This window comes from Stenotrophomonas sp. YJH_SMC_58, from assembly GCF_059369635.1.
The window spans coordinates 349,060-375,422 of sequence record NZ_JCAFSW010000001.1; the positions used below are offsets into that span (position 1 = coordinate 349,060).

Genomic DNA, 26,363 nt, shown 5'->3' on the forward strand with positions numbered 1-26,363 from the left:
CTATCCCCAGTAAACGATCATTGATCTTCAAGCGAGAGCGTTGCCGGCCGTTCCAGCCAGCCACCCGCGCCATCCGGCACCAGTTCGATCAGCTCCACGCGGTCTTCGAAGACCGCAGTGACCCGCCCGTCGCTCTGCCCCAGGTAACCGCCCGGGCGCACCCGGTAGGTCACCTTGTCCGGCCCCATCACCAGTGCGACGGTGCCGCCGCCGGTGCCGATGGTACCGACCATGTCCAGTGCGTCCAGCGGGAAGCCCTCCAGGGGCTCCTTGCGCCGGTTCGGATCCGGCCGCAATCCGCCATTCCCCTGCGGATTGGTCCAGGCATCGGTGAACGGATCACGCAGGCCCTGCGCGGAGTATTCGAAGGTCTCGAACTGCTGCATCACAGGCAACGGTTCCAGCGGCTGCGCCGGCCGGGCACGTTCGCCTTCCACCCACTTCTCGAGATTCGGCGCATCGCCCGGCGTGCTGGTCACGCCACGGCCGCAGGCAGCCAGCAGCAATACGGCAGCGGCCATCCCGCAGCGTGCAAAGAAGGAACGGATCACTTGCTGCCCTCCTTGCCGGCTTCAGCCTTCTGCTGTTCCTGCACCTCGGTCTCGTCGAGATACCGGTAGGTCTTGACCGTGCCGGACAATTCCAGCGCACCGGCACGCGAACCACCGCCGGCCTTGTCCGCCGGCTTCAGGTTGATGTCGTGCATGGTCAGGATCACCACGCGCGGCAGCGAGGCCACGCCACTGACGAACGCACCGAACTGGTGGTAGCTGCCCACCATCTTCAGCTTGATCGGCTTCTCGGCGTAGAACTCCTTGACCTGCTCCTGTTCCGGTTCGAACAGCTGGCTGGTCAGGCCGCTGGACAGCGCAGTCTGCGAAATGTCGATGATCAGGTCCGGCATTTCGGTCTTGCTGGGCAGCTGCCGCAGCATCTGCTGCAGCACCTGCTCCATCTGCGCCAGCTGCTGCTTCAGCGGCCCCAGGTTCACCGCGCGTTCCTGCTGCTTGGAGAACTCGGTACGCAGATCGCTTTCCTTCGATTCCAGGCTGGCCAGTTCATCGCGCTTGCCACTGATCAGCAGCATCCACGCAACGAACATGATCACCAGCGCCAACAGCGAGCAGAAGACGATCTTGGCCTTCTGCGGCCAGTTGCCGATGTCGTTGAAATCCAGGTTCTTCAGATCGATTTTCTGGCTCATGCGCGATCCCCCTGCAGCGGGGCGTTGAAGGCCTGCGGCGGCTGCGCCAGGCGGCTGCCCTCGGGCTTCGGCGCAGGCTTGGCAGCCGGGGCTGCCGGCTGGTTCGGCGCGGCCGGGGTGGCAGCAGGTGCGTTGACCGGAGCGGCGGCGGGGGCGGGTGCAGCCGGAGCAGCAGCGGGCTGGCCTGCGGCCGGTGCAGCAGGCGCCGCTGCATCCGGGCCGGCGGCAAGCGGGGCCACTGCGGGCGGAGCCGGCGTTGCCACCGAACCATCGGCGTTCAAACCGGGGGTGCCGGTCTCTTCACTCTGCGCAGGCAGCTTCACCGTGACCTTGAACATGTACGGCAGCGCCTTGATGTCCGATACCGGGCCGGCTGCACTCTTGTCTCCGGCGCTGGCCTGGATGATCGACAGCTCCGGGTTGGTCATCCAGCCGGAGGTTTCCAGGTTGCGCATGTAAGCCGACACGCGGGCATTGGACTGGGTGCGTCCCTCGAGGGTGAGCATGTCCCCCTCCTGCTGCAGGGCGGTCAGCACCACGCCGTCGGGAATCGTGCGCACCAACGCGTCGAACAGGTGGACCATCTGCGAGCGCTTGGCCTGCAGTTCCTCGATCACCTTCTTGCGGGCCAGCAGGCGGTCCTTCTGCGCATCGAGGCGATCGATCTCCTTGTTCTGTTCCTTGACCTTCTCGATCTCGGCTTCCAGATAGGCATTGCGGTCCATCTGGCCGCTCACCTGCCGGTCGTAATAGAACCAGATCAGCAGCGACAGCAGCAGGCCACCGATTGCGGCCATGCCCAGCATTGCGTAGAACTCGCGCTGGCGTTGCTTGCGCCGCTCGGCGCGCCAGGGCAATAGATTGATGCGTGCCATCAGTCGAAGCTCCTCAGCGCCAGACCGGTGGCGATCATCAGCGCGGGGGCATCCTGGGCCAGCGCATGTGCGTTCACCTTCGGGCCCAGGGTCATCTGTGCCAGCGGATTGGCGACCACGGTCGGCACGCCCAGCTGTTCCTCGACCATCTCCGGCAGGCCACCCAGCACGGCGCAGCCGCCGGCCAGCACGATGTGATCAACGCGGTTGAACTCACTGCCTGCATAGAAGAACTGCAGCAGGCGGCTGATCTGCTGGACCGTAGCTTCCTTGAACGGCTCCAGCACTTCCATCTCGTAGCTTTCCGGCAGCCCGCCCTGGCGCTTGGCCAGGCCGGCCTCCTCGTAGCTCAGGCCGTAACGGCGCATGATCTCGTCGGTCAGCTGCTTGCCACCGAACACCTGTTCGCGGCTGTACAGGCTGCGGCCGCCGCGCAAGACGTTGAGGGTGGTCATGGTGGCGCCGATATCGACCAGCGCGACCACGCCCTCGATGGACACCGGCAGCTCGCTGGCCACCAGGGCATAGGCGTTCTCGACCGCGAAGGCCTCCACGTCCATCACCTTGGCCTGCAGGCCCCCCAGCTCCAATGCCGACTGGCGCAGTTCCACGTTCTCCGAACGCGACGCGGCCAGCAGCACCTGGACCATCTCCGGGTTGTTCGGGATCGCCCCGATCACCTCGAAGTCCAGGTTCACTTCCTCGATCGGGTACGGAATGTAGTTGACCGCTTCCAGCTCGATCTGGGCTTCCATGTCGTTCTCGTCGAGCTCGGCCGGCATCGGGATCACCTTGGTGATCACCGCCGAACCGGCGACGGCGGCAGCGGCCAGCTTGGCCTTGCTCCCCGAGCGGTTCATCGCACGGCGGATGGCCTCACCCACGGCCTCCACTTCCACGATGTTCTTCTCCACCACCGCGTTCGGCGGAAGAGGTTCCACGGCGTAATGTTCCACACGAAAACGGTTGCCACTGCGGGACAGCTGCAAAAGCTTTACCGCAGTCGAACTGATGTCGACGCCTACAAGCGGCGACTGACTTTTTGGGATGAGCCCCACGGTTTCTCCCCTGCCGACGGGCACTTGGACGCAAGACCTGCGCCCGAGCATTAATAACGTATTCTTAGCAAATGGCAACGGCCCTGCTGTGAAGTCCCTCACGGATTCACCATGCAGCCCCTGACTGTTCCCCTTGCGCTCCCCGGTGCCGACCCCAGCCGCCACCTTGCGTAATCTATACTCTGCGACCACGAAATTCGCAATCGGAATCTGAACCCGATGACTCGACTCCGCCGCTGGCTGCGCTGGATCTTCCTGATTGTCCTGGTCCTGGCGCTGATCGGCGCGGCCGCCGTGGGCGGTCTGTACTACGCCGTGTCCTCCAAGCTTCCCGACGTGCAGACCCTGCGCGACGTGGAAATGCAGGAGCCGATGTACGTCTATGCCGCCGACGGCAAGCTGATGGCGGTGTTCGGCGAGACCCGGCGTACCCCGATCACCATGAAGGACGTTCCCGAGCGCCTGAAGCAGGCCTTCCTGGCCACCGAGGACGCCCGCTTCTACGAGCACGGCGGCGTGGACTACATGGGCATCGGCCGTGCGGTGTGGCTGCTGGCCACCACCAACGACAAGCGCGTGCCGGGTGGCTCCACCATCACCCAGCAGGTGGCCCGCCAGTTCTTCCTCAGCTCTGAGTACAGCTACACCCGCAAGCTGGCCGAGATCCTGCTGGCGCGGAAGATCGAGTCCGAGCTGAGCAAGGACGAGATCTTCGAGCTGTACCTGAACAAGAGTTTCTTCGGCAATCGTGCCTACGGCGTGGCCGCCGCCGCCGAGTTCTATTACGGCAAGAAGCTGAACGAGCTGGACCTGGACGAGATGGCCTCGCTGGCCGGCATCCCCAAGTTCCCGTCCTCGGGCAATCCGATCTCCAATCCGGAGCGCGCCCGCCAGCGCCGCGACAATTACGTGCTGCAGCGCATGGCGGACCTGAAGTTCGTCAGCCAGGCCGAAGCCGACGCGGCCAAGGCCGTGCCGATGCACGCCACCGCCCATGAGCCGCCGGTGCAGGTCGACGCGCCGTACGTGGCCGAACTGGTGCGCCAGGAAATGATCGCCCGCTTCGGCGGGGATGTGGTCAACAAGGGTTACCACGTCACCACCACCATCGACTCCACCCTGCAGACCGCCGCCAACCAGTCGGTGCGCGACGGCCTGCTGCTGTACGACCACCGCCACGGCTGGCACGGCGTGGAGAAGCAGGTGCAGGTGGGTGCCGGCGAAGACGCCGCCGCCCTGGCCGAGCACCTGCGTGGCCTGTACGGCCAGGCCGGCCTGCTGCCGGCCATCGTTGCCAGCACCGGTGCCGATGGCAGCGCCACCGTGGTACTGGCCAACCGCAGCGAGATCGTGCTGCCGGCCGGTGCCGCCAAGTGGACCAACAAGACCCCGGGCAAGCTGGTGCAGCGCGGTGACATCGTGCGCGTGCGTGCCGGTGCCAAGGAAGGTGAGTGGCTGCTGGACCAGATCCCGCGCGGCCAGTCCGCGCTGGTCTCGCTGGATGCCCACAGCGGTGCACTGAAGGCGCTGGTTGGCGGTTTCAGCTTCTCCGGCAACAAGTTCAACCGTGCCACCCAGGCCCGCCGCCAGCCGGGTTCGAGCTTCAAGCCCTTCATCTACGCCGCGGCCTTCGACAAGGGCTACAACCCGGCCTCGATCGTGCTCGACGCCCCGGTCGTGTTCCGCGACCGCCGCGGCAAGACCTGGGCCCCGCAGAACGACGGCGGCGGTTTCCGCGGCCCGATGCGCCTGCGCGAAGCGCTGGTGCAGTCGCGCAACCTGGTCTCAGTGCGTCTGCTCGATGGCATGGGCGTGGACTACGCGCGCAAGTACATCAGCGAATTTGGTTTCGCCGAATCGGAACTGCCGCCGAACCTGTCGATGTCGCTGGGTACCGCCTCGCTCACCCCGCTGTCGGTGGCCCGTGGCTACGCCGTGTTCGCCAACGGCGGCTCGCGCGTGGACACCTGGCTGATCGACCAGGTGAACGACCGCGACGGCAACCTGGTGTTCAAGGAAAACCCGGCGATGGCCTGCCGCGACTGCGCCGGCAGCAGCGACCAGCCGGTCAACCAGGTGGTGGACGGCTTCAACTTCGGCGCCCCGGCCCCGAAGGTGGACCCGGCGGCTGCGGCCAAGGCCGAAGCCAAGGCCGAGACCCCGGCCGCGCCGGTCAACCCCGATGCCCGCACCGCCCCGCGCGCGATCGACGCCCGCACCGCCTACCAGCTGGTGTCGATGATGCGCGACGTGGTCCAGCGCGGTACCGGCGCCCAGGCCAAGGTGCTCGGCCGCGAGGACGTGGGCGGCAAGACCGGCTCCACCAACGACCACCGCGATGCCTGGTTCTCCGGCTTCGGCGGCCCGTACGTGACCACCGTGTGGGTGGGCCGCGACGACTTCCGCTCGCTGGGCTACCGCGAATACGGTGGCAAGGCCGCCCTGCCGATCTGGATCGACTACATGCGCACCGCGCTGAAGGACACCCCGATTGCGCAGAACGAACCGCCCAGCGGCATGGTCCAGGCCACCCTCAACGGCGCGACCGAGTGGGTGAAGGTGGAAGACATGGACCGCCTGACCGACTACGACCTGAACCTCAATACGCCGCAGGCCGACGCCGCCGCGTTCGATATCTTCTGAGGAAGGATCAGGTGGGTGCCAACCTTGGTTGGCACCGATGCGGCTCCGGTAGCTACCAACCTTGGTTGGCGCCTCGTGCCGACCAAGGTCGGCACCTACCAAAGCGTCGGTGGGTGCCAACCTTGGTTGGCACCAATGCATCCGCCGGGCACGGTCCCGCGCTGCTCTGGTAGCCGCCAACCTTGGTTGGCGCCCCGTGCCGACCAAGGTCGGCACCTACCAAAGCGTTGGTGGGTGCCAACCGTTGGTTGGCATCTCTGCGCCATACCCACGCAGATGTCACATCCCTGCGCTACTCTGTAGCCAGGTCGCAACAGGGAGTCATCGCATGCATCGCGCCCGTCAGCATGCTGCCAGCCAGACCCGCGAGCGTCGCCACCGCCTCGCCCACGAAGCCGCCCGCCTGATGGCCGAAGGCGGCATCCGCGACTACCACCAGGCCAAGTTGAAGGCCGCCAGCCGGCTCGGCATCCACGACGATGCCTCCCTGCCCCGCAACACCGAGATCGAAGACGCCCTGCGCGAGTACCAGCGGCTGTTCTCCGGCCCCCAACACGGCAACGAACTGCAGCGCCGCCGCGAGGCCGCCATGCGTGCGCTGGAGTTCCTGCACGGCTTCTCCCCGCGCCTGGCTGGCCCAGTGCTGGACGGCACCGCCGACGCCAACAGCCCCGTGCAGCTGCACCTGCACAGCGACGACCCGGAAGCCGTGCACCGCTTCCTGGACGAGCACGGCATTCCCGCCGAATCACGGACGCGCCGCCTGCGCATGGACCGCGAACGCTGCCTGGACGTGCCGGTGTGGGTGTTCAGTGCCGAGGAACTGACCTTCGACCTGGCCGTGCTGCCGTACGACGCCCTGCGTCAGGCACCGTTGTCGCCGGTGGACGAAAAGCCGATGCGGCGCGCGTCTGTCGCGCAGTTGCGGCAGGTGCTGGCCGAGGCCGAGATCACCGCGTACATCGGCGGATGACGGCAGCGCCGGCCCATGGCCGGCGAGCGCAGCAGTACCTGCCTTTGGTGGGTGCGGACCGTTGGTCCGCACCGTGCTTCAGGCAATCGATTGCTGGCCGAAGAGCAGTCGAGCGCGGCTCGACTCTACAAAAGCTGCGCTACCTGCTCTGGCAGATGGCGCCCATCATGCTCCCGCTACCAGACGAAACGGGTATCGCGCAGCGGGTCGCTGAGCAACCGCGGCAACCAGGGCGCGGGGGCCCGCTGCGGATACTCCCGCATCATCTGCGCATGCATGGCCTGCAGGTCCCGCAGCAAGCCGGCCTGAAAGTAGACGTCGTTGAACGTATCCGACCACCCACTCTTCACCCGCTCACGCTCGCCGCCCTTCAAGAGCGGCATCTGGTCCAGCGGCACGTCCAGGATCGTCGCCAGTGAGGCGTTGATCTGCGCATTCTCCACAGCGGCCTTGCGCACGGGATCCAACCGATCCCGAATCTGCCGGCAGTCGTAGGGGAAGCACCCGCCTGTGACGTTGATGTAGTCAGCAATGTCCGCCAGCATGTCGGCCTTCAGACGCCACACCACCTCGCTGTCCATCACCTGCCGCACCCGCATCGTGCGCAGCGTACTCGCCCGCACGTCCTCCGGCGTGGTGAACTCGGCCCCCCGCGTGCTGCCAGCGTGGCGCACCAGCACGATGCGATGGATCGCCTCGTGGGTGACGCCCTCGATGCGCAGCGCCGCTGTATCCGGATGTATGCGCGGCGGCGGCACGCCCAGCATCTGCCACATGTACCACAGGACCAGCAGTAGACCGACGATGCACAGACCGCTCATCAGCGTCCACAGATCCAGGTTCCGTGTGTAGTAGCGATAGCGCGCCCGCCAGATATAGAACGTGCGATAGCTGATGAAGCCGCTTACCCATCTGTACATTGCCATCTCCTTGGCCAGGACCCCGGCGCGACGGGGTGGATTACGCGCGTCACGCCGGGGCTCCATCGCTTACCAGCCGATGCCCACACCCACGCCCATGCTGCGTTCACCGCTGTTGGTGAACGCACCATTGAGGCTGAAGGTGGCCGAGCCCTTTTCGTTGAGCACGCGCTGGTAGCCCACCGCCATGGCGGACTCACCCTCGGCATAGCCCACGCCCGCGCCGAGACGGTTGTAGGTGGCCAGGCCGGCGGTGTTCATGGCCATGGCCGTCTGCGCACTGCTCATCGCGGCCATGCGGTTGAAGCGTTTGTCCATCTTGTCCAGGCGACGCTCGAAGTTGCTGATGGCGCCATCGGTGTACTCGTTGGCGCGGGCCAGCATCTTCTCCAGTTCAGCGGTATCGACCTGCGGCGTGGGCGACGGCGTGTCGTCCTGCTTCGACTTCGGCTGCGGCGTAGGCGAAGTGCCCTCGCCTGCCGAGGCCACCTGCGGCGAATCGCTGGCTTCCGGCGTCGGCGTGACCTGTTCGGTGGGCGCGGCCGAAGCCGTAGCCAGCGCACGCGACTGCGGCTGGCCATCTACGCGCTGCTCCAGACCATCCATGCGGCCATTGAGCTGCTGCTGCACGGCGTGTAGCTGGCCACCGTTGACCGCCTCGCGGCTGCCGGCCGCGATCAGGCCGTTGGCCACGTTGGAGATGACCATGCCGTTGGCGCCCGCCAGGGTGAGCTGGGCGGTGCCGTCGCTGCGGGTGGACAGGGTTTCCTGGAAGACCGAGCGGAGCTGGGTTTCGACGCGGTCCATGCGGGAGCCGGTGGTGACTACGGCGGAGTCCAGCGTGGTGAGAGCGTCGTTGACGGTGTTCTGGTGCTGGCCCTGGACGGTGAAGCCGGGGGTGGTGACGTTGCCGTTGGCGTCGATGTTGCCGCCGAGGGTGGACAGGGCGCCGCGGAGCTGGCCGATGGTGGCTGCGTCGTTGGCGTTGCGGCCGTTGGCTACGCCCGTGAGACGGCGCTTCAGCCAGTCATTGCCGAAGGACACAGTGTCTGCATCATCGGCGATAGATTGATAGCCGATGGCAACCGAATTGCTGGCATTAGAACGGACCTCACTCCCTGCACCGAGAGCGATGCCCCCTCTAGCAGCCACTTGGGTCCTGCCACCCACAGCGAAGCCATCTTCTGCTTGCTCATGGACGTAGGACGCGCGCCCCAATGCCACCGAATTTTTTCCTTGGGCCGTTGCCCATGCACCTACAGCCACGCCGCCTTCTGAATGCAATGATGCCTTTGCGTTCTTGCCAATCGCCAACCCAGCTGGGCCTGCTTGAGCTGGATACTGCCAATCCTCAGGGATCCAGCCAAATGCGAAGTTGCTGCCCATTTCTTCAATGGAGCTCAGTCGTAGGTTCGTGCTGTAAAGCTGGCTCCCACGCACCACATCCGAACTATCAGCGGAGAGGTGCGCATCGGCAACACCGGTCAGGCGTGCGCCGCCGAAATCGATGAGGTTTCCATCGCTAGTCTCAGTCAGAAGATTCTTCTGATCCGAGCTCCAATCGCGCTGCATTGCATCAAGGTCGCGTCTGTTGCGCTCGATCTTCTGCTCCGTGGCATGCAGCTGATTGCCAGTCACCGCATCACGGCTGCCTGCAGCAATGCGTCCATCGGCCAGATTCGAAAGAACCATGCCTTGCGCACCGGCCAGATTCAGCTGACCAACTCCATCCACCCCGGTCGAGGATGATTGTTGGAACGTCGCACGCAACTGGCTTTCGATGTTCTCTACGCGGCCATCAGCTCTGACCACCGCGCCGTCCAGGACGGCCAAAGCGTCCCCGACGTTATTCTGAGTTCCGCCCTGCATGCCATAGACAGGGGCTACAACGCTACCATTTGAATCGACACCGGCACCTCCACCGAGGGCAGAGACAGACTCGCTCAACTGCGCGATGGTTGCGGCGTTGTCACCGGAGGTACCCCGCGCAACATTCGTAAGCCTGCGCTTCAGGGTTGAGCTCCCTATGGATACCACTCGCTCCTCCTCGGCGATCGAATTTGCACCTAGTGCAACCGAGTTAAACGCACCAGCCCTCACCTCTGAGTATGACCCCAAGGCGACGCCGTGGTCCTGAGCAACTGAAGCGCCAGCACCCAACGCGAAACCCGCTTCAGCAATTTCCTCGACTAGCGAGCCACGACCTAATGCAACCGAATTTTTGCCCAATGCAGTGGAGTAGCTGCCAACTGCAGTTCCCCCCTCTGTACGGAGCGACGCCTGCGCACCATTTCCAAGGGCGACGCCAAACAGCCCGGATTCTGCCTCCATAGCTCCAAGCTCCTTGCCGAAGTCAACCAAGCGATCCTTCAACTCAAGCGCTCCTATCCGAGAGTTGGTCGCAAACAGCTGCCCGCCATTCACCGCATCCGTACTGGCCGAAGAGCTGATATCACCCGCCGCCACACCGGATACGCGGGCACCCTCCATATCCACCAGAAGACGATCAGCACTGAACTTCACCACACCATCCAGATCCGGATCGAAGTTATCGAAGTCCGCACGCAGCGTATCCAACTCGACCCGGTTGTCGGTGATACGCCCATCCTGATCCGCCAGCTGCTGCGCATGCCCAGCCAAATCCTGTCGCTGTGTCTCCACCGTGGCATTGGTCGCAAACAGCTGCTGTCCGGTCACCGCATCCGTGCTGCCCGTACTCAGCGTGCCGTTGGCGATGTTGTAGATGCGCCGCTTGCCACCGCTCTTGTTCGCAACATCCACGATAGTCCCAGTGTTCTCCGCACCCAGGCGCACGTTGCCACTGGCAGACACCTGGCCCACCAGTCCGCCCAAGGCATCAGCCTTCAGAACAGCGCCGTCGGCTACGCCACGGGCAGCGTCGGCCGCCGTCTTCGCCGCGGTTGCCGCCGTGCGCACGCTGGTCACTTCGCTATTGGTGGCATTGAGCTGCTGCCCGGTCACTGCATCCGTGCTGGACGTACTGAGCACGCCATTGGCCAGATTCTGCAGCTTGCGCTTGGCCCCGGTCTTGTTAGCCACGTCGATGACGGTGCCGGTGTTGTCGGCGCCCAGGCGCATGTTGCCGGTTGCCGACACCTGCCCCACCAGGCCATCCAGTACCGCCAGCCGCGCCTGCGCACCGTCTGCGGTCGCCTTCACAGCAGCCACGCTAGTGTTGGTGGCATGCAGCTGCTTGCCGGTCACCGCTTCACTGCTGGACGTACTCAAGGCGCCGTCCGCCACGTTCACCACCTTGCGCTTCAACGAGCCGTTGCCCACCGAGACCTGATTGGTTGCAGTCGTGGCTGAGCCATTGCCCAGCGCAACCGCGCCCGCATGTGTCGCACTGGCGCGATCACCGAGGGCCAATGCGCTCTGCGCCGTGGCAGTGGCCTGATTGCCCAGTGCCGAGGCATACAGGCTGCTGGCTACGGCCCCGCGCCCAACGGCCGTGGCCTGGTTGGCCGACGCGTTGCTCTGGAAGCCTAGTGCCATTGCGTGCGTGCCTTTGCCGGATGCCTCATGACCGACGGCAATACCACGATCACCCGTTGCCACAGCGTCCAGTCCAAGTGCCACCGCACCGTTGCCACTGCGGGTTCCAGCACCGATGGACACACCCGCGTTGCCACTGATCTTGTTACCCGCGTCATCCACCGTCGCGCGAGCGTCTGCGCCCATGGCGACGCTCTTGCCGTTGTAGGCTTTGGCGTTGTTGCCCAGCGCCGTACTGATGCCGTAGCTGGCCTGCTCCGCGACAGCTCCCGCGCCCAGTGCCACCGCAATGGCATTCAGCCGTGCAGCCGTTGCGTCGGCTGCTGCCTGCGCCTTGCTGACATTGGCGTTGGTTGCATTGAGTTGCTTACCCGTCACGGCCTCAGTGCTGGATGTAGAAAGCGCCCCATCCTTCAGGCCGGTGATGCTGCGAACAGCGTTGGACTTGTTGCGGACATCCAGCACGGTGCCAGTGTTCTCGCCGCCCAGGCGCACGTTGCCACTGGCCGAGACCTGGCTGACCAGGCCGCTGACCGCATTGGCCTTGGCCAACGCTGTATTGGCATTGGTATTGGCCGTATTGGCCGTCGCCCTTGCAGCGTCGGCTGCGGCCTGAGCACTGGCCACATTACCGTTGGTGGCATTGAGCTGCTTGCCCGTTACCGCATCAGTACTGGTTGTCGACAGTCGTGCGTCGGCCAGATTCACGATGCGCCGCTTGATCGAACCATTGCCAACAGAGATGGAATTGGCCTCGTTGGCCAGTGAATGAGATCCCAACGCGATGCTTCCGGAGACTGTTGCTTTCGCACCGTAGCCCACTGAAATCCCGTCGTACTCCGAACTGGCAGAACCGCCAATAGCGATGGCTCCCGTGTAGCCACCTGTCCCGGCAAACGCTCCACCACCGATGGCAATTCGCGAGATGCCAGCGGAACTGTCCACGGTCCTTGCGCTTCGTCCAATTGCGATGGCGTCATCGCCAATGGCCGTCGCGTGGTTGCCCACTGCGATTGAGTATGCACCGAATGCCTTGGAGACGGCCCCCACCGCGGTCGCGTACTGTGAGGTTGCTTGGCTGAGGTAGCCAAGCGCGTGTGCGGTCTCGGCTGAGGCAACTGCAGAACTTCCAAGTGCGACCGATGATCGTCCACTGGCGGCGGCCTGACCACCAATAGCAACTGCACTCATGGCGGATGCCTTTGAATCCCTGCCCATCGCTATGGCGAAGGACTCGGTCGCCTGAGCGTTGGCACCCGCGGCAACACTGTAGGATGCACCGGCAAGCGCCCTCCAGCCGAACGCAGCGGAGTAGAAGTTTTCGGACTTCGCTTCCGGACCCACGGCCGAACTGCCATAGCCATTGGCTTTCGCTTGATAGCCAAGTTCCAGCGCATTGATGCCCGCACGTGGCGTAGCTGAGAACAGCGAGTATGCGGAAGAGGATCCTGCGCGCCCCCCCGCGTTCAGGCAAAGCGCCTGCCAGATGGACTCATCGCACTCATCAGCCGCGATGATGTCGCTGGCTTCCGCAGAGGGAACCGCAAGAACAAGCCCAAGCAACACTGCGCCCGCAGCCGTTGACCGCGGCTTACCTGCGGTCGACGCCAGTTCGCTGGCGACAACCCAGCATTGGCGGGTTCGATTCCACACACGTCTGTAGATACGGTTCATTGCTTACTCCTTAACAGCCAGTTCAAGTGAAAGCCCGCCAGCACCCGCTGGCGGGGCTGGGGAATCAACCGGCGCTGGGCGCCAGGGTCTGTACGTGCTCGCGATAGCCATCGCGGGTCAGCCGGTAACGCATCTGCAACGTGTGTCCCGGCTGCACGGGGAACGGCAGCTCCAACGCACTGCCGGGGTACAGGCTTCGCGACACATCGTGCGCGGTGCAGCGCGCGCCATCGCAGTCGGCGATGCTGGTGATGCCCACGCGCACCGTGCCGGTGTTGCGCAGGCGATTGCCTTCCACCTGTACCGCCATGGCTGGCTGCGCGGGCAGCACATTGACCAGCGCCCCCCAGACCAGGCTGACGCCGATGTTGGCCTGTGCACGCTCACCCTCGCCTGCGTGCTCAATCCCTTCAGGGCCACGCACACCTTCGAAGTACACGCGGTAGGCGGTTTCCTTCTCGACCGGCTGCAGCGGAATCACCCGGATCAGGCGATTGCCGCCACCGGCCAGCGCGAACTTGCCGGGGGTGATGGCGATGGCCGCTTCGCCGGGCTCAACCTCAACCTCCTGCTCATCTGCGCCGGCGGGATTGACGATGCGCTTGATCGAGGCCTGCACGTACTGCGGCTGGGTGGACTGCGAATAGATACGAATCTGCGCACCCTTCTTCACGTCTACCGACGTGCGCATGGGGTGCACGGTGAGATTGGCGTGGACAGGCATCGCCATCAGCAGCGACAAGGGAAGCAGGCAGCGAATGAAAGGCTTCATCGGGGGGCTCCATGGGAATCAGGGCGTGACAGTGGGAACGCGCAGTTCCACCTTCAGGTCGCCGTCGTAGTAGCCGGGGCGTTTGCTGCTGACCGGCACGCGGGGGGTATCCAGCGTCAGTGGCGTGGGCACGCAGAACACCGGCTGCGTCATGCCGGGCAACAGCACCAGGCGCAGCTTTGCGGTATCGACGCCATGCAGCAGCTGCTCCACGCCGTTGCGCATGGGCAAAGCGCTGCCGTTGTGATCGAGGGTGACGGTGTAGTCCACGCGCTGCGTGGCGTCGCTGCCGCCGTCGGTATGCCAGACCGAATAGCCGGAAGGCCCCGGAGGACGCGGCCCGCTGTCGCGCACGGTGACGCCCAGGTACTGGCTCTGCGAGCCCAGTCCGTCGTACAGGCACATGTCGAGTTGGGTTCGCCCTCCCACGGTCTGGGCGATCGGGTCGTACTGCAGGTTCAGGCCGACGTGCGGGGTGACCTGGTCGAACAGCGGGAAGTAGATGGAGACCGCGTTGTGGTCGGTGATGGAGAACTCGAATGCAAAGGTGTATTCAGCCAGCAACGCACCCGCGATTTCGCTGTACATGCCAAGCACCAGCTGTGCACGCCATTTTCCTGCTACGAGCCGATTCAACTCAGAGACAGGGACTCGGAGACTCGCTCCAATGCCGGCCGACTGGTCTCTCCCGCAAACATCGATGTCCGCAGCCCAAAGAGGCCTGATTACAGGTGCCCAATAGTCGGACGAGCAGGCCTGCCCGGTCATGGGGCGGCGTCGGCTACCGATTGCCCGGATTTCCTCTCGCAGGCCTGATCTGGTTTCGATTGCCTGAATCCATATTTCTCCGGCGCCATGCAAGCTCGCCTCTGAGCCGAGCACAGGGCACTTGCCGTTGGATGATTCGCTAGCCGACGAGCAGACAAGATGGGATTTTGCGTAGGGGAGTCCGCCTGTTGATTGGTAGGCGAGCAATGTATCTGCCGCCCACAACTCGATATCCCCAGGCATCGCAGAGCGATCCCAGCTCATCACGATGTCGCGATGCTCACTCGTCGGATGCGTTTCCGGCGGCCGCTGCGCCATCGCCCGCGGCGCCAGCACCACCAGCGCACACAGCACCACCATCACCCACCACAGCCTGCGGCTCACTGCGCACCTCCTGCGGCCGCGGTCTGCGGCGTGGCGGCAATCAACGCCTGCTCCTGCAGCAGTCGCGTCACCCGTGCCTGATGGTGGATATCGGGCGGCAGCTGCGCCACGGCCAGCGGTTCGCACTGCACGGTGCCCACCAGCATCACCACGCTGCGGCGCTCGCGCACCTGCAGCGGGCAGTGCAGCAGCCGGTCGTCCTGCAGCAGGTACAGGGTCTTTTCGCGTCGTGGGAAGTCGGCCACGAAGCCTCCATTGCTGCCGGTGCCGGGCACCGGCGCGTTGAGAATGCGGGCGCCGCGCAGCGGTGCGCCGGCGATGTCGTGGGCGTTGCCGATGAAGGTGTAGGTCACTTCAATCGGCACCGGCATGCGCACCAGGCGCCCAGGCGAGAGGAACAGCGGGCGCGCCCCGCCCACACCGCTCACGCGCACGGCGGCGATGCTGTCCAGTGCGCTGGCGTCCTGCACCTCGGCGCGGTGCGATTGGTAGGCGGAAATCGGCAGCAGGCGACGTTCGCCCAGCTTCAGCCGCTGCCGGCGCAGTCCGCCCACCTGCAGTTCGGCGGCAACGCCGGTCAGGTCCAGGTCGTCGGTGCCATCCACCTGCACCGCCAGCCCGGCATCGGCGCCCACGCCTGCGCCCCAGTACAGCCCACGCGAGCCGATGGCCAGGCCGGAACTGTGCGTAGCGCTGTACGCCACTTCATTGCCACCCTGGTGCTGGTAGCGCGATACCGTGGCACCGGTCTGGCCGATGCGGTTCTGCAGCTGCCCGCTGAGCGTGGCGCTGTAGCGTTCGTTGTTGTTGCCACGCAGTTCGCCGGACACTTCGCGGTACTGGTCTTCGTATTCCTGGCGCAGGGTCTGGCCGGCGCTGTAGTTGACGTCCGGACGTGCGTGCTGCGGCTGGCGCACATCCAGGCCGTAGCGACGCTGCGAACTGCCGTGGTCGCCGCGCTGCAGGCGGTTGAGGCTGAAGTTGAAATAGATGCCGCGATCGCGTCCATCGCGCAGGCCGCCGCCACTGGCCTGCTGCCACACGCCGATGCGGCTGGAGACACTGAACTCGCCCCAGCGCTGGCTGCGGCTGTAGCTGGCCTGCCAGGTGCGGCTGAGCTGCGGCACGCGCGTGGGCTGTGGAATCCACGGCGGCAACAGCGGGTCCAGCCCGGCCAGTGGATCATCCCCCAGCCCCGGCTGCACGGTGCCTGCGCGCCAAGTCTGGCGACGGGTGTAGGCCAGATAGGCATTGCCGCCAGCCACTGGCAGCGCCATCGAGGCGCTGAGCGAGTCGGCACAGCCCAGACGGTCGCGCGCGTCGTCCTCGAACTGGCACGCGCGACCGCGCATGCGCTGGTGGTACACATTCCACGAGGCGCGGCGACGGTAGGACAGCTGGTGCTGCTGGCCACGGCTGCCGTCGCTGCCGTGCATACCGCTGAAGGTGCCGCGGATCTCCTGGGTGGCGAACACATGGCGCAGGTCCAGCCGCAGTTCGCCATAGCTGAAGCCGCCGAGGTCGGCGACACCGGCCGTCACTGCCACGTTGCGCGACATCGGCACGCGCAGGCCGGCCATCGCTGCCAGCTCGTCGTTGAAACGGTCGCTGCGGCGCTCGTTACGGCGGCCGCCCTGCATGAACCACTGCACGCTGCTGTCGGTCCAGTCACCGCCCTTGTCGAATGGCGCGTCCTCGCTGCGCACCAGTACGCCGTCTTCGTAGATGCGCAGGGTGACGGTGTAGTTGCCCAGCGGAAACCGGCGCGTATCGAGCTGGTTGATACCGGCCTGCAGGTAGAAGGTCTGCAGCAGGCGCTCGCCATCGAACGCATCCACCCGTGCATCGCGTGCCAGCAGCACGGTGAGCGGCGTGGCTTGTACGGCGGCCGCCGAATCCACGTAGGCCTGCGTGGTGCCCAGGCGCAGGCCCTGGAAGCGGTCCATCGGCAGCATGCTGAAGCTGAAGGTGCCGCCCTGCGGACTGCTCAGGTTGCGGCGGTCCATGCGCCCGGCCTGCAGGTAGTGCTGCTGCCCCAGGTCATGGCGGTAATAGGCGTTGTCCAGCTGGAAGTCGCGGTTGGCGCGGCCGCCGCGATAGTGCTGCTGGCTGAAGGTCCAATCGGCAGACAGGTGCCCGCGCTGCAACACGCCCAGCGCGCCCATGCCCTGCGCGGCCAGCGACTGGTAGCCGCGGCCGCCGCTGACGTTGAGCGTGTGCTGGTGCAGGAAGGCATTTTCGGCATTGGCGCTGACCTGGTGGTAGCGCTCGGCGGCCGGTTCGCCGGGAATCCATTGGCGGGCGACGAACAGGCGCACCGCGCCCTCGCCTTCGTCATACAGCGCGCGCACGGCGGTGGGCTCCTCGGGGGGATCGATGTAACCGCAGCCGGCGCTGGCGCCACCGTAACGGCAGGCCAGATGGCTGTTGCGTGGCAGCGGCTGCGACAGCGCGGGCAACAACGCGGCCTGTGCCTCGGCGGGCAGCTGCAATGCCTGCAGTGCCTCCGCCGGTGCTTCCAGCTGCACGTGCTCCAGGGTCACGCGCACCGGCACCAGCCCGGTTGAACGGCCGAACAGGCGTACCTCGAGTTGTTCGGTCTGGCCTTCGACCAGATCCTCGAAACCGGCGGGAACGCCGCGCGCCGCGACCAAGGGCGTGGCCAACGACAGGGCGAGCGCGACCGCCAGCCGGGTGACGGCGGGTGCGGGAAATTTCATGGGGGTGTTACCGGAAGCGGCCGGCCCGGGATGCGGGCCGGCGCGGGCGCCTTACGGGCTGGCGGTCTTCTGCTGCATGGCGATGGTGACGATGCCTTCGTAGGTACCGCCCTTGGCGATCGGCGCCTGGGTGGTCTGCGCAATGCGCAGCGGCATCGGGATCGATGCGCCCGGCAGCGCGCCGTCGAACAGGTCGGAGGCGGTGAAGTCCTGTGCGGCCACGGTGAGCGCCTTGCCGTTGAGGCTGACGGTCAGTGGTACCGGGGCGCCGCTGCCATCGGTATTGAGCAGCTGCGGGGCGCTGCCGACGCGCACTTCGATGTCCTTGTCTTCGTCGTTGGAGTAGATGCGCACCTGCTGGGTCCAGGGCACCAGGCCGCTAACCGGGTTGTGGACCAGGTTCACGACGGAGTCCAGCGCGGTGCCATCGGCCTTCAGCAGGGCCAGGGTCGGGTCGACGTTGGCCCAGACCTTGATGTCGGCGTCGAACGCGTTGGCGGACAGCGAAACGGTGGCCAGCGCTGCAGCGAGCGTGGCCTTCTTCAGAATGGCGTGCATGTGTGTCTCTCTCGGACAGGGGGAATTTGAAAGCCCCCCTCCCCAAGGAGAAAGGGAGGGAGGCGCCGCCCGTGGAGGTGGTCACGGGCGACGAGAGAATGGTAGGTAGGCCTACCGCACGCAGGCCATGCAACGATTCCTAAAGAGCTGGACGTTAAGAAGAATTCTTGAGGGCTTTCAATGTTTGAGGATTATGCAAATTTCCTCACGACTTGAATGCAAGAAACCTCATTGCGTTGCATTTGTGGCGTCGAGCGATACTCGACTGTCGCTTGAGGCGCACCGTGTGCGCATGAGTCGAGCACGGCTCGACGCTACGTGTAGAAATCGCGAACGACCTTCAATGCGCAGGCACCACGGCGACGTACTCCACATCAATGTCGATGGGCTTGAAGCGGTGCGTATCCACCTCACCGTGCAGCTCCACCACGGTGGTCGCGCTGACGGCCTGGTGGCTGGGCAGATCCTTGTCGTCGATTTCCACATCGATCTCACCGGTGGCGTCCTTGAAGCGGTAGCGCTCGTGGCCGATCCTGGCCACCAGCGTGCCCCGCAGCACCACCGGCTGATCGTCACGCTGGGCGCGCGCCTCGGCAACCGTGGTGACGGCATGGGTGGCGCCCGGGCCGGTGTACTGGGCAAAGGCCCCAGCGCTGAGCAGGCTCAACGTGGTGGCGATGAGCGCAAGGGTGAGTCGTCGGTTCATGGTGTTGTCCATGCAGGGATAGGTGCCCACAGCTTCCTTCGTCTCGACTGTGGCGCCCATGCAATAACTCCGAAAAGATGTGAAAACGACATCCAATGTCAGAAACCATTCATCGTGGACCCGACACGTCTTTCAGGAATGATTCCGAGCGCATTTTCTGCGGCCTTCCGGCGTGCGCTGGGGTGTTCGCCGAGCCGGTATGCGGAGTCGTAGTTCAGCTGCCGCGTCTTGCTTTTGTAGCGTCGAGCAGGACTCGACGCTGCAGACACATGCTCACGCACGACGGGATGGCATCAGGCCGCCGTGCGGCGGCCTGACGGGTCCCACTCAACGATGCAATCTCAGAAGAAGATTGCGTACAGGATCAGCAGCGGAATCGGCACGCCCAACAGCCAGAGCAGAATCATTTTCATCTCAGGTCTCCTCGTTCAAAGGTCGCGGCGGCGGCCGCCCCAGGTGGCGCTGAGGCTGGCGAAGAACGCGCCGATCAGCAGGGTGATGAACAGCCACAGCGCGGCATACGCTGCGGCCTTGCGGGCATCGTCGGCCGCCTGCTTGGCGGTGGTCTTTGCCTTCTCCAGCGCGGCACGCATGCGCGTCTGCACATCGGTCACACGGGCCTGCGCTTCGGCCGGGCTCATGCCGGTCTCGCGCGCGATCAGCTGCGAGAGGTACTGGCTGTCGGCCGGGTCCAGGCCCTCGCCCTGCAGGCTGTTGACGATGATGCGGTTCACTTCGGCGCGGACTTCGCGGCGGTCGCCCACCGGGCCGTTGCCCGGCATCGGGCGTGGCGGCGGACCCATGCGCGCGTCGCGCGGGCCGACACTAGCGGCCGGCGGCGGCGGCGAGGGAGCATTCGGATCCATCGGCGCACCCGGCGGCGGCGCTGTCGGATCAGACGGCCTTGCGCTGGTCGCGCTGCGGAACAGTGAATCGACCCAGTAGTTGAGGTCGCCTTCCGGAGCCGCGCCGGCAGCGCTACCGGCACCTGCGGCGGCAACGCCGGCCGTGGATGCGGCAGCGCCCGCAGTGGCACCCGCCACCTTTGCACCGGCGCCCAGCACGCCGCCGATGGCCGAGGTCAGCAGGCCCGCAGTCAGCAGCGTGGCCACGGCCCACGACACGAAGCCGTGCGCGGTATCGCGGAAATAGGTTTCATCGCCATGGATCTGCGTCCATTTGGTGCGCAGGCGGCCAGCCAGGTAGCCGCCCAGGCCGGAGGCGGCCAGTGCGGTGAAGGTGAGCCAGGTGATGCTGGACCAGCCGAAGGTCTCTTTGCTGACGCCTTCGAACGACCATGGCGACACCGACGACAGGCCGAGGCCAACACCGAGGATCAGCAGGATGAGGGAGAGTGCAGCGGCAGCGGTGGCGCCAGCGAAGATCGCGCCCCAGGAAACGGCGCTTTCGCTGGGAGGGGCGACGATCGGGGCGGTGACGACGGCGGCGACGTCAGGGCCGAGCGGTCCGCGCTCGGGTGGGTCGAATCGGGTATTCATCGGGATGGACGCTCCATTTCAGGTGCTGCGGATGCAGCTGGCGTCCTGAGGCTGCGCGAGCGCTTGTGAAGCTGGCGAGACCCTTGAATCACGCGGTCTTGGCGCGATGAAGCGCGTGCCAACCAAGGTTGGCACCTACCGAAGGCGGGTGCGGCGGTAGATCCGCGCCATGCGTGGATGATTTTTCGCGGGCGCCGAAATCGTGCGGACCAACGGTCCGCACCTACCAGGTCCGCCCCAAAAAAACGCCCCGCGGATGCGGGGCGTTCTTCTCACAACTCACGCGGGGCGATCAGCCCTGGTAGTCGCGCACGTCGCTACCGGTGTAGACCTGGCGCGGACGGCCGATCTTCATTTCCGGATCAACCTGCTGTTCCAGCCAATGCGAGACCCAGCCGGAGGTACGGCCCAGGGCGAACATGACGGTGAACATTTCGGTCGGGATCTGCAGCGCCTTGTAGATGATGCCGCTGTAGAAATCGACGTTCGGGTACAGCTTGCGGGCGACGAAGTACTCGTCCTGCAGGGCGGCCTGTTCCAGCTTCACGGCCACGTCCAGCAGCGGATCCTGCACGCCCAGCTGCTTGAGCACCTTGCTGGTCATCTCGCCGATGACCTTGGCGCGCGGGTCGAAGTTCTTGTAGACGCGGTGGCCGAAGCCCATCAGGCGGAAGCCGGAGGTCTTGTCCTTGGCCTTGACCACGGCGGACTCGACGTTGTCGGCAGTGCCGATCTCTTCCAGCATCTTCAGCACGGCTTCGTTGGCACCGCCGTGGGCCGGACCCCACAGCGCGGTGACGCCAGCGGCGACCGACGCGTACGGGTTGGCACCGGTCGAACCGACCAGGCGCACGGTCGAGGTCGAGGCGTTCTGCTCGTGGTCGGCGTGCAGGATGAACAGCAGGTCCAGCGCCTTGACCACGTCCGGGTTCAGGTCGTACTGGCCGTCAGCCGACTCGAAGGTCTGCTTCAGGAAGCGGCTGACGTAGTCCAGCGAGGTGTCCGGCTTGTTGGCCGGCAGGCCCTTGCCGTGGCGGTAGATCAGCGCCGACAGGGTCGGCACCTTGGCGATCAGGCGCACGGCGGCCTGGCGGCGCTGTTCGGCGTCGGACAGGTCCAGCGAGTCGTGGTAGATGGCCGACAGCTGCGCGATTGCAGCGGCCAGGATCGCCATCGGATGGGCATCCTTGGCGAAGCTGCCGATCAGGGTGTTGATCGACTCATCGACGTTGGCTTCGGCGGTCAGCTCATCGGTGAAGGCCTTCAGCTGCTCGGCGCTCGGGCGCTCGCCGTTGATCAGCAGGTAGGCCACTTCGACGTAGCTCGACTTTTCCGACAGCTGTTCGATCGGGTAGCCGCGGTACAGCAGCACGCCCTTGTCGCCGTCGATGTAGGTGATGGCGGACTTGCAGCTGGCCGTCGCGGTGAAGCCGGAATCGTAGGTGAAGAACCCCGTTTCCTTGGTCAGCTTCGCGATGTCGACGCAGTCGTTGCCAAGGGTGGGTTTGATGACGGGCAGAACGACCGACTTGTCGCCGGCGTTGAGCGTGACCTGATCAAGATCGGACACTGTGTGCGCTCCTTCATGGGAAGGCGCCTGCCCAAGCGCATTGGTCAGGCACGTGAATGACGTCCTCGGCCTGTGCCGGGGATCAGGTCATTATCGCACAGCAGCATTTGCCCGGCGCTAGACAGAAGTCGTATACGACAGGCAGCCAGACACCGGCCGTTGAGCGGCCCGGATCGGCAAAAGCGTTGTCACACGAACGCAGTGTTCCGTCCATCCAAACGCCCGTTGGGTTGGCGTTGGGGAAAAACAAACGGCCGCGCAGAGCGCGGCCGTTGGTTCGAAGCTGGATCGACAGATCAGCGCGCGTAGCGCTTCTGGAACTTGTCGATACGGCCCGAGGTGTCGATGACCTTGTGCTTGCCCGTGTAGAACGGGTGCGAAGCCGAGGAAATTTCAACCTTGACCAGCGGGTATTCGTTGCCGTCTTCCCACTGGATGGTTTCCTTCGTCGCCATGGTCGAGCGGGTCAGGATCTTGAAATCGGAGGTGACGTCATGGAAGACGACGTCGCGGTAGTTCGGATGGATATCGGCCTTCATGGGCTCACACCGTAAATGGGCTGGTGGTCAAGAGCGGCATTATAAGCACCGGTTGCCGCCCGGGGCAACCGGTGCCGGTCAATCGACGTCAGTCCGCACCCAGGGCCTGGCGCACCAGGGCCTCGAAACGCTGCTGGTCGTAGGCCATCAGCAGATCGCAGTTGTCCGGCTGGCCGGTCTGGCGGTTCCAATCGACGATGGTGGCGCCGCGGCTGAACGTGCCGTTCAGCTCCACGTTCAGCGGGCGCGACTCGACCCGCAGCTGCCCTTCCGGGTTCAGCGCCCAGGCCATGGCCACCGCATCGGCGGTGTACCAGCGCCCGCCCTTGCTGTCTTCGGACAGGCCACGGGTCTTGCGCGAGATCAGTTCGTAGAAGCGGGCGCGATCGGAATCGGCCTGCAGCCACTTCTCGGCGTCCTGCAGCGGCAGGCCATGGGCGACAGTGGCCTCCCAGTCCGACACCAGCAGGTGCTTGAACGAGGTGAACACCACGTGCGCCGCTTCCGGGTCGAACGCAATGTTGAATTCGGCCGCCGGGGTGATGTTGCCGTGGCAGGTGACCGCGCCGCCCATCACCACGATGCGCTTGATGCGCTCGGGCAGGGTCGGGTCCAGCTTCAGTGCCAGGGCAAGGTTGGTCAGCGGGCCCAGCATCACCAGCATCAGTTCGCCGGCGTGCTCGTGCGACAGGCGCAGGATGGCCAGTGCGGCGTGTTCGGCTTCAGCCTGGCGGCTCGGCGGCGGCAGGTCCACGTCGCCGTAGCCGTCACGGCCATGCACGTGGGCAGCGTCAACGGAGGGATGCAGCAGCGGATCCGGGCTGCCGGCAAACACCGGCACGTCGGCGCGGCCGACGATGTCGCAGAGCTTGAGGGCGTTGCGGACGGTGTATTCGAGGCCGACATTGCCGGCGGCGATGGTCAGGGCGACCACGTCGTGCCGTTCATCGGCGAAGGCCATCAGCAGGGCCAGGGCGTCGTCCACACCGGGGTCGGTGTCGATCAACAGCGGGATCTTGTGGGTCATCGTTGCCGTCTTCAGATCGGCAACGAAGTGTGGACCGGGATGATGACCGTTGCAAGTATGGGGGTTGGGGTTCGGCAGGGCTGCGCCCTGCACCCGCCGAATCAACGGCAAACGCCGAATCAACGGCAAAAGCTGGTTTCCTGGGGGATGGCGGGGCGGATCCGGTTGCGGGGGACGCTGCAAGTACGTCCATGTAGCTCGGTCGCCGCATCCATGCGGCTCACGCCCCCGCAACCGGATCCACCCCGCCTTCGACAGATTTCCGCGGCTGTTGGTGGGTGTCGACCTTGGTCGACACATCCATGCAATGCGTGGATGAACATGGAGTAGATCCACGCCACGCGTGGATGCGTGGACCAAGGTCCACACCCATCAAGGTGGCGCTACGCCGAGGCGTAACGCACGGCGGTGCCGATCCAGCGCTGCACCACGCGGTCGGCCAGCGTGGGTTGCTGGGCCAGCAGGCGCTCGGCCAGGTCGTGCACGCCGGGCAGCAGGCCGGCATCGCGGGCCAGGTCGGCGATGCGGAAACCGGCCTGGCCGGTCTGGCGGGTGCCGAGCAGTTCGCCGGGGCCGCGCAGTTCCAGATCCTTTTCGGCAATGACGAAACCATCGTTGGTTTCGCGCATGGTCTGCAGGCGCTCGCGTGCCATCTGCGAGAGCGGTGCCTGGTACAGCAGCACGCAGCGCGACACCGCCGAACCGCGGCCAACACGGCCGCGCAGCTGGTGCAGCTGGGCCAGGCCGAGGCGTTCGGCGTTCTCGATCACCATCAACGAGGCGTTCGGTACGTCCACGCCCACTTCGATGACGGTGGTCGCCACCAGCAGGTCGATCTTCCCGGCCTTGAACGCCACCATCGTGGCCAGCTTTTCCGCAGCTTTCAGGCGGCCATGCACCAGCCCCACGCGTACGCCGGGCAGCAGCGCCTGCAGCGATTCGTAGGTGGCCTGCGCGGGCGTAGCGTCCAGCTCTTCGCTTTCCTCGATGAGCGTGCACACCCAGTACACCTGCCGCCCTTCCTGGCAGGCCAGGGCGATGCGCTCGATCAGCTCCGGGCGACGATCGTTGTTCAATGCGACGGTCTGCACCGGGGTGCGGCCCGGCGGCAGTTCGTCGATGGCCGAGACATCCAGGTCGGCGTATTCGGACATCGCCAGCGTGCGCGGAATCGGTGTTGCGGTCATCACCAGCTGGTGCGGCACGCTGTTGCCGCCTGCGCCCTTGTCGCGCAGCGCCAGCCGCTGGTGCACGCCGAAGCGATGCTGCTCGTCGACGATGGCCAGGGCGAGATCCTGGAACACCACCGCCTCCTGCATCAGCGCGTGGGTACCCACCACCACCTGCGCTTCGCCGCTGGCGACCTGCTCCATCACCTTGGCGCGCGCCTTGCCGGTGACCTTGCCGGCCAGCCAGGCGATGCGCACGCCGAGCGGTTCCAGCCAGCCGCGCAGGTTGTTGAGATGCTGTTCGGCCAGCAGTTCGGTGGGCGCAGCCAATGCAACCTGCTTGCCCTGCTCCACCGCCAGCATCGCCGCCAGCGCGGCGACCACGGTCTTGCCGGAACCGACGTCGCCCTGCACCAGCCGCAGCATCGGGCTGGGCCGCGCGAGGTCCTCGCGGATCTGCTTGAACACGCGCGCCTGTGCGCCGGTCAGGGCGAACGGCAGCTGCTTCAGCAGCGCCTTGGCCAGTTTGCCGGGGCCGGCCAGCGGCGGCGCATGGTGCGCCTGCAACGCGATGCGCTGGCGACGCAGGCTGAGGTGGTGGGCCAGCAGCTCTTCCATCGCCAGGCGGCGCTGCGCCGGGTGGGTGCCGGCGGCCAGCGCGGCCAGATCGGCATCTGGTGGCGGCCGGTGCACGGTCAGCAGCGCGCTGCGCAGTGACGGCAGGCCGAGGCCATCGAGCCAGCCGCTGGGCAGCAGTTCCAGCGCGCTTTCCTCGGGCAGGCGGTCCAGCGCCTGGCCGATCAGCTTGCGCATGGTCATCGGACCGACGCCTTCGACGGTGGGATACACCGGGTCGAGGCGGTCGCCGAGTTCGGGATCGTCGTTACGGCCCAGCACCTGGTAGCTGGGGTGGACGATTTCCAGGCCGAGCTGGCCCGGTTTGGGCGTGCCGAAGCAGCGCAGCCGGTTGCCGACCGCGAAGTGGCCGACCTGCTGCTGGCGGAAGTGGAAGAAGCGCAGCACCAAAGTGCCCCGCCCTTCGTCTTCCACCGCCACTTTCAGCATCGGCCGGTAGCGCATGCCGCGCTCGACCGCGACCACCCGCCCTTCCACCTGCGCCGGTACGCCGTTGCGCAGGTCTTCAATGCGGGTCAGCCGGGTCCGGTCTTCATAGCGCAGCGGCAGATGAAGCCAGAGATCCTGCAGGGTAGCCAGGCCACGCGCCTGCAGTTTGGCGGCCACGGCCGGACCGACGCCCGCGAGCATCGCCAGGGATGCTTCGCCGGACGGTGACAGGACCGGGGTGACCGCCGCCTTGCGTGCCACGTGGCGGTCAGTCGATGACCATCACCGCGTCGACCTCGAAGTTGGCGCCCTTCGGCAGGCCGGAGACTTCGATGGTGGAACGGGCCGGGTACGGGGCCTGGAAGTAGTCCTGCATGACCGCGTTGACCTTGGCGAACTCGCCCAGATCGGTCAGGTACAGGCCCAGACGCACGACCTTGTCCAGCGAGCCACCAGCGGCTTCGGCCACGGCCTTGAGGTTGTCGAAGGCGCGGCGGGCCTGTGCTTCGACGTCACCCGCGCCGACGATGTCGCCGGTGGCCGGGTCGAGCGGGATCTGGCCGGAGAAGTACACGGTGTTGCCGGCGCGCACGGCCTGCGAGTACGGGCCGATGGCGGCGGGGGCCTTTTCGGTGTTGATGATCTGGCGGGACATGGGTCGCTCCGGTGCTTGGGGGAAAACAGAGCGGTGATTGTACCGGGTGGGGGTGCATCCACGCATGG

The 26,363-nt window shown here is 65.7% G+C and carries 19 protein-coding genes; 2 read left to right on the top strand and 17 right to left on the bottom strand.

All coding sequences use genetic code 11. The annotated features are described in order from the left end of the window. Window positions 1-17 precede the first annotated feature (17 nt). From AC5P68_RS01505 to AC5P68_RS01520, 4 genes are read right to left on the bottom strand one after another with little or no spacing between them, the layout of a single operon-like run. Entirely contained in the window at window positions 18-521 is a 504-nt protein-coding gene (locus tag AC5P68_RS01505; protein ID WP_044571441.1) for a pilus assembly protein PilP, read from the bottom strand. A 26-nt stretch (window positions 522-547) separates the two neighbouring features. Further along, complete coding sequence (locus tag AC5P68_RS01510; protein WP_005410857.1) at window positions 548-1,204, bottom strand: type IV pilus inner membrane component PilO; 657 nt, start codon at window positions 1,202-1,204, stop codon at window positions 548-550. Next, window positions 1,201-2,079 (bottom strand): PilN domain-containing protein, encoded by an 879-nt coding sequence (locus AC5P68_RS01515; protein ID WP_049453328.1) that lies wholly within the window; start codon window positions 2,077-2,079, stop codon window positions 1,201-1,203. The genes AC5P68_RS01510 and AC5P68_RS01515 overlap by 4 nt, the downstream gene beginning before the upstream one ends. Next, window positions 2,079-3,137 (bottom strand): pilus assembly protein PilM, encoded by a 1,059-nt coding sequence (locus tag AC5P68_RS01520; RefSeq protein ID WP_010484061.1) that lies wholly within the window; start codon window positions 3,135-3,137, stop codon window positions 2,079-2,081. The genes AC5P68_RS01515 and AC5P68_RS01520 overlap by 1 nt, the downstream gene beginning before the upstream one ends. A 219-nt stretch (window positions 3,138-3,356) precedes the next feature. Here AC5P68_RS01520 and AC5P68_RS01525 point away from each other — a divergent pair, with 219 nt between their 5' ends. Continuing rightward, window positions 3,357-5,780, top strand: coding sequence for a penicillin-binding protein 1A (locus AC5P68_RS01525; protein WP_231522111.1), 2,424 nt, complete (start codon window positions 3,357-3,359; stop codon window positions 5,778-5,780). Window positions 5,781-6,108: 328 nt separating this feature from the next. Further along, window positions 6,109-6,753 (top strand): hypothetical protein, encoded by a 645-nt coding sequence (locus tag AC5P68_RS01530; RefSeq protein ID WP_010484059.1) that lies wholly within the window; start codon window positions 6,109-6,111, stop codon window positions 6,751-6,753. A 176-nt stretch (window positions 6,754-6,929) separates the two neighbouring features. Here AC5P68_RS01530 and AC5P68_RS01535 read toward each other — a convergent pair whose 3' ends face one another. The 13 genes from AC5P68_RS01535 to AC5P68_RS01595 all read right to left on the bottom strand — a co-directional run bounded on the left by AC5P68_RS01535 (window position 6,930) and on the right by AC5P68_RS01595 (window position 26,295). Next, window positions 6,930-7,673 carry a hypothetical protein gene (locus AC5P68_RS01535; RefSeq protein WP_049432669.1) on the bottom strand — a complete coding sequence of 248 codons (744 nt, stop codon included), beginning with the start codon at window positions 7,671-7,673 and terminating at the stop codon, window positions 6,930-6,932. 69 nt (window positions 7,674-7,742) lie between these two features. Further along, complete coding sequence (locus AC5P68_RS01540; protein ID WP_231522112.1) at window positions 7,743-12,863, bottom strand: ESPR-type extended signal peptide-containing protein; 5,121 nt, start codon at window positions 12,861-12,863, stop codon at window positions 7,743-7,745. Between the two features lie 64 nt (window positions 12,864-12,927). Then, complete coding sequence (locus AC5P68_RS01545) at window positions 12,928-13,635, bottom strand: pilus assembly protein (protein ID WP_049432667.1); 708 nt, start codon at window positions 13,633-13,635, stop codon at window positions 12,928-12,930. A gap of 18 nt (window positions 13,636-13,653) precedes the next feature. Next, window positions 13,654-14,763 carry a CblD like pilus biogenesis initiator family protein gene (locus AC5P68_RS01550; protein WP_080354666.1) on the bottom strand — a complete coding sequence of 370 codons (1,110 nt, stop codon included), beginning with the start codon at window positions 14,761-14,763 and terminating at the stop codon, window positions 13,654-13,656. 20 nt (window positions 14,764-14,783) lie between these two features. Beyond that, window positions 14,784-17,507 (bottom strand): TcfC E-set like domain-containing protein, encoded by a 2,724-nt coding sequence (locus AC5P68_RS01555; RefSeq protein ID WP_049432662.1) that lies wholly within the window; start codon window positions 17,505-17,507, stop codon window positions 14,784-14,786. Window positions 17,508-17,558: 51 nt separating this feature from the next. Next, complete coding sequence (locus AC5P68_RS01560) at window positions 17,559-18,065, bottom strand: CS1 type fimbrial major subunit (protein ID WP_049453695.1); 507 nt, start codon at window positions 18,063-18,065, stop codon at window positions 17,559-17,561. Window positions 18,066-18,405: 340 nt separating this feature from the next. After that, window positions 18,406-18,771: a NirD/YgiW/YdeI family stress tolerance protein gene (locus AC5P68_RS01565; RefSeq protein WP_033834960.1), complete on the bottom strand. Its 366-nt coding sequence runs from the start codon at window positions 18,769-18,771 to the stop codon at window positions 18,406-18,408. A 428-nt stretch (window positions 18,772-19,199) separates the two neighbouring features. Further along, a complete protein-coding gene (locus AC5P68_RS01570) occupies window positions 19,200-20,270 on the bottom strand; it encodes a hypothetical protein (protein ID WP_231522114.1) in 1,071 nt (356 codons plus the stop codon). Window positions 20,271-20,562: 292 nt separating this feature from the next. After that, complete coding sequence (locus AC5P68_RS01575) at window positions 20,563-21,840, bottom strand: citrate synthase (protein ID WP_033834945.1); 1,278 nt, start codon at window positions 21,838-21,840, stop codon at window positions 20,563-20,565. 296 nt (window positions 21,841-22,136) lie between these two features. Further along, window positions 22,137-22,379, bottom strand: coding sequence for a type B 50S ribosomal protein L31 (locus tag AC5P68_RS01580; RefSeq protein ID WP_005410871.1), 243 nt, complete (start codon window positions 22,377-22,379; stop codon window positions 22,137-22,139). A gap of 88 nt (window positions 22,380-22,467) precedes the next feature. Then, window positions 22,468-23,406: a nucleoside hydrolase gene (locus AC5P68_RS01585; protein WP_021203710.1), complete on the bottom strand. Its 939-nt coding sequence runs from the start codon at window positions 23,404-23,406 to the stop codon at window positions 22,468-22,470. Between the two features lie 383 nt (window positions 23,407-23,789). Further along, window positions 23,790-25,901 carry an ATP-dependent DNA helicase RecG gene (recG, locus tag AC5P68_RS01590; protein ID WP_414497935.1) on the bottom strand — a complete coding sequence of 704 codons (2,112 nt, stop codon included), beginning with the start codon at window positions 25,899-25,901 and terminating at the stop codon, window positions 23,790-23,792. A 7-nt stretch (window positions 25,902-25,908) separates the two neighbouring features. Then, complete coding sequence (locus tag AC5P68_RS01595; RefSeq protein ID WP_005410875.1) at window positions 25,909-26,295, bottom strand: RidA family protein; 387 nt, start codon at window positions 26,293-26,295, stop codon at window positions 25,909-25,911. Between the last annotated feature and the right edge of the window lie 68 nt (window positions 26,296-26,363).

Coding starts and splice junctions, on each gene's coding strand:
- AC5P68_RS01560 (WP_049453695.1), bottom strand. CDS start 18,065: ATGCACGCCATTCTGAAGAAGGCCACGCTCGCTGCAGCGCTGGCCACC.
- AC5P68_RS01550 (WP_080354666.1), bottom strand. CDS start 14,763: ATGGTGGTGCTGTGTGCGCTGGTGGTGCTGGCGCCGCGGGCGATGGCG.
- AC5P68_RS01565 (WP_033834960.1), bottom strand. CDS start 18,771: ATGAACCGACGACTCACCCTTGCGCTCATCGCCACCACGTTGAGCCTG.
- AC5P68_RS01510 (WP_005410857.1), bottom strand. CDS start 1,204: ATGAGCCAGAAAATCGATCTGAAGAACCTGGATTTCAACGACATCGGC.
- AC5P68_RS01580 (WP_005410871.1), bottom strand. CDS start 22,379: ATGAAGGCCGATATCCATCCGAACTACCGCGACGTCGTCTTCCATGAC.
- AC5P68_RS01570 (WP_231522114.1), bottom strand. CDS start 20,270: ATGAATACCCGATTCGACCCACCCGAGCGCGGACCGCTCGGCCCTGAC.
- AC5P68_RS01515 (WP_049453328.1), bottom strand. CDS start 2,079: ATGGCACGCATCAATCTATTGCCCTGGCGCGCCGAGCGGCGCAAGCAA.
- AC5P68_RS01585 (WP_021203710.1), bottom strand. CDS start 23,406: ATGACCCACAAGATCCCGCTGTTGATCGACACCGACCCCGGTGTGGAC.
- AC5P68_RS01555 (WP_049432662.1), bottom strand. CDS start 17,507: ATGAAATTTCCCGCACCCGCCGTCACCCGGCTGGCGGTCGCGCTCGCC.
- AC5P68_RS01530 (WP_010484059.1), top strand. CDS start 6,109: ATGCATCGCGCCCGTCAGCATGCTGCCAGCCAGACCCGCGAGCGTCGC.
- AC5P68_RS01595 (WP_005410875.1), bottom strand. CDS start 26,295: ATGTCCCGCCAGATCATCAACACCGAAAAGGCCCCCGCCGCCATCGGC.
- AC5P68_RS01545 (WP_049432667.1), bottom strand. CDS start 13,635: ATGAAGCCTTTCATTCGCTGCCTGCTTCCCTTGTCGCTGCTGATGGCG.
- AC5P68_RS01505 (WP_044571441.1), bottom strand. CDS start 521: ATGGCCGCTGCCGTATTGCTGCTGGCTGCCTGCGGCCGTGGCGTGACC.
- AC5P68_RS01535 (WP_049432669.1), bottom strand. CDS start 7,673: ATGTACAGATGGGTAAGCGGCTTCATCAGCTATCGCACGTTCTATATC.
- AC5P68_RS01540 (WP_231522112.1), bottom strand. CDS start 12,863: ATGAACCGTATCTACAGACGTGTGTGGAATCGAACCCGCCAATGCTGG.
- AC5P68_RS01525 (WP_231522111.1), top strand. CDS start 3,357: ATGACTCGACTCCGCCGCTGGCTGCGCTGGATCTTCCTGATTGTCCTG.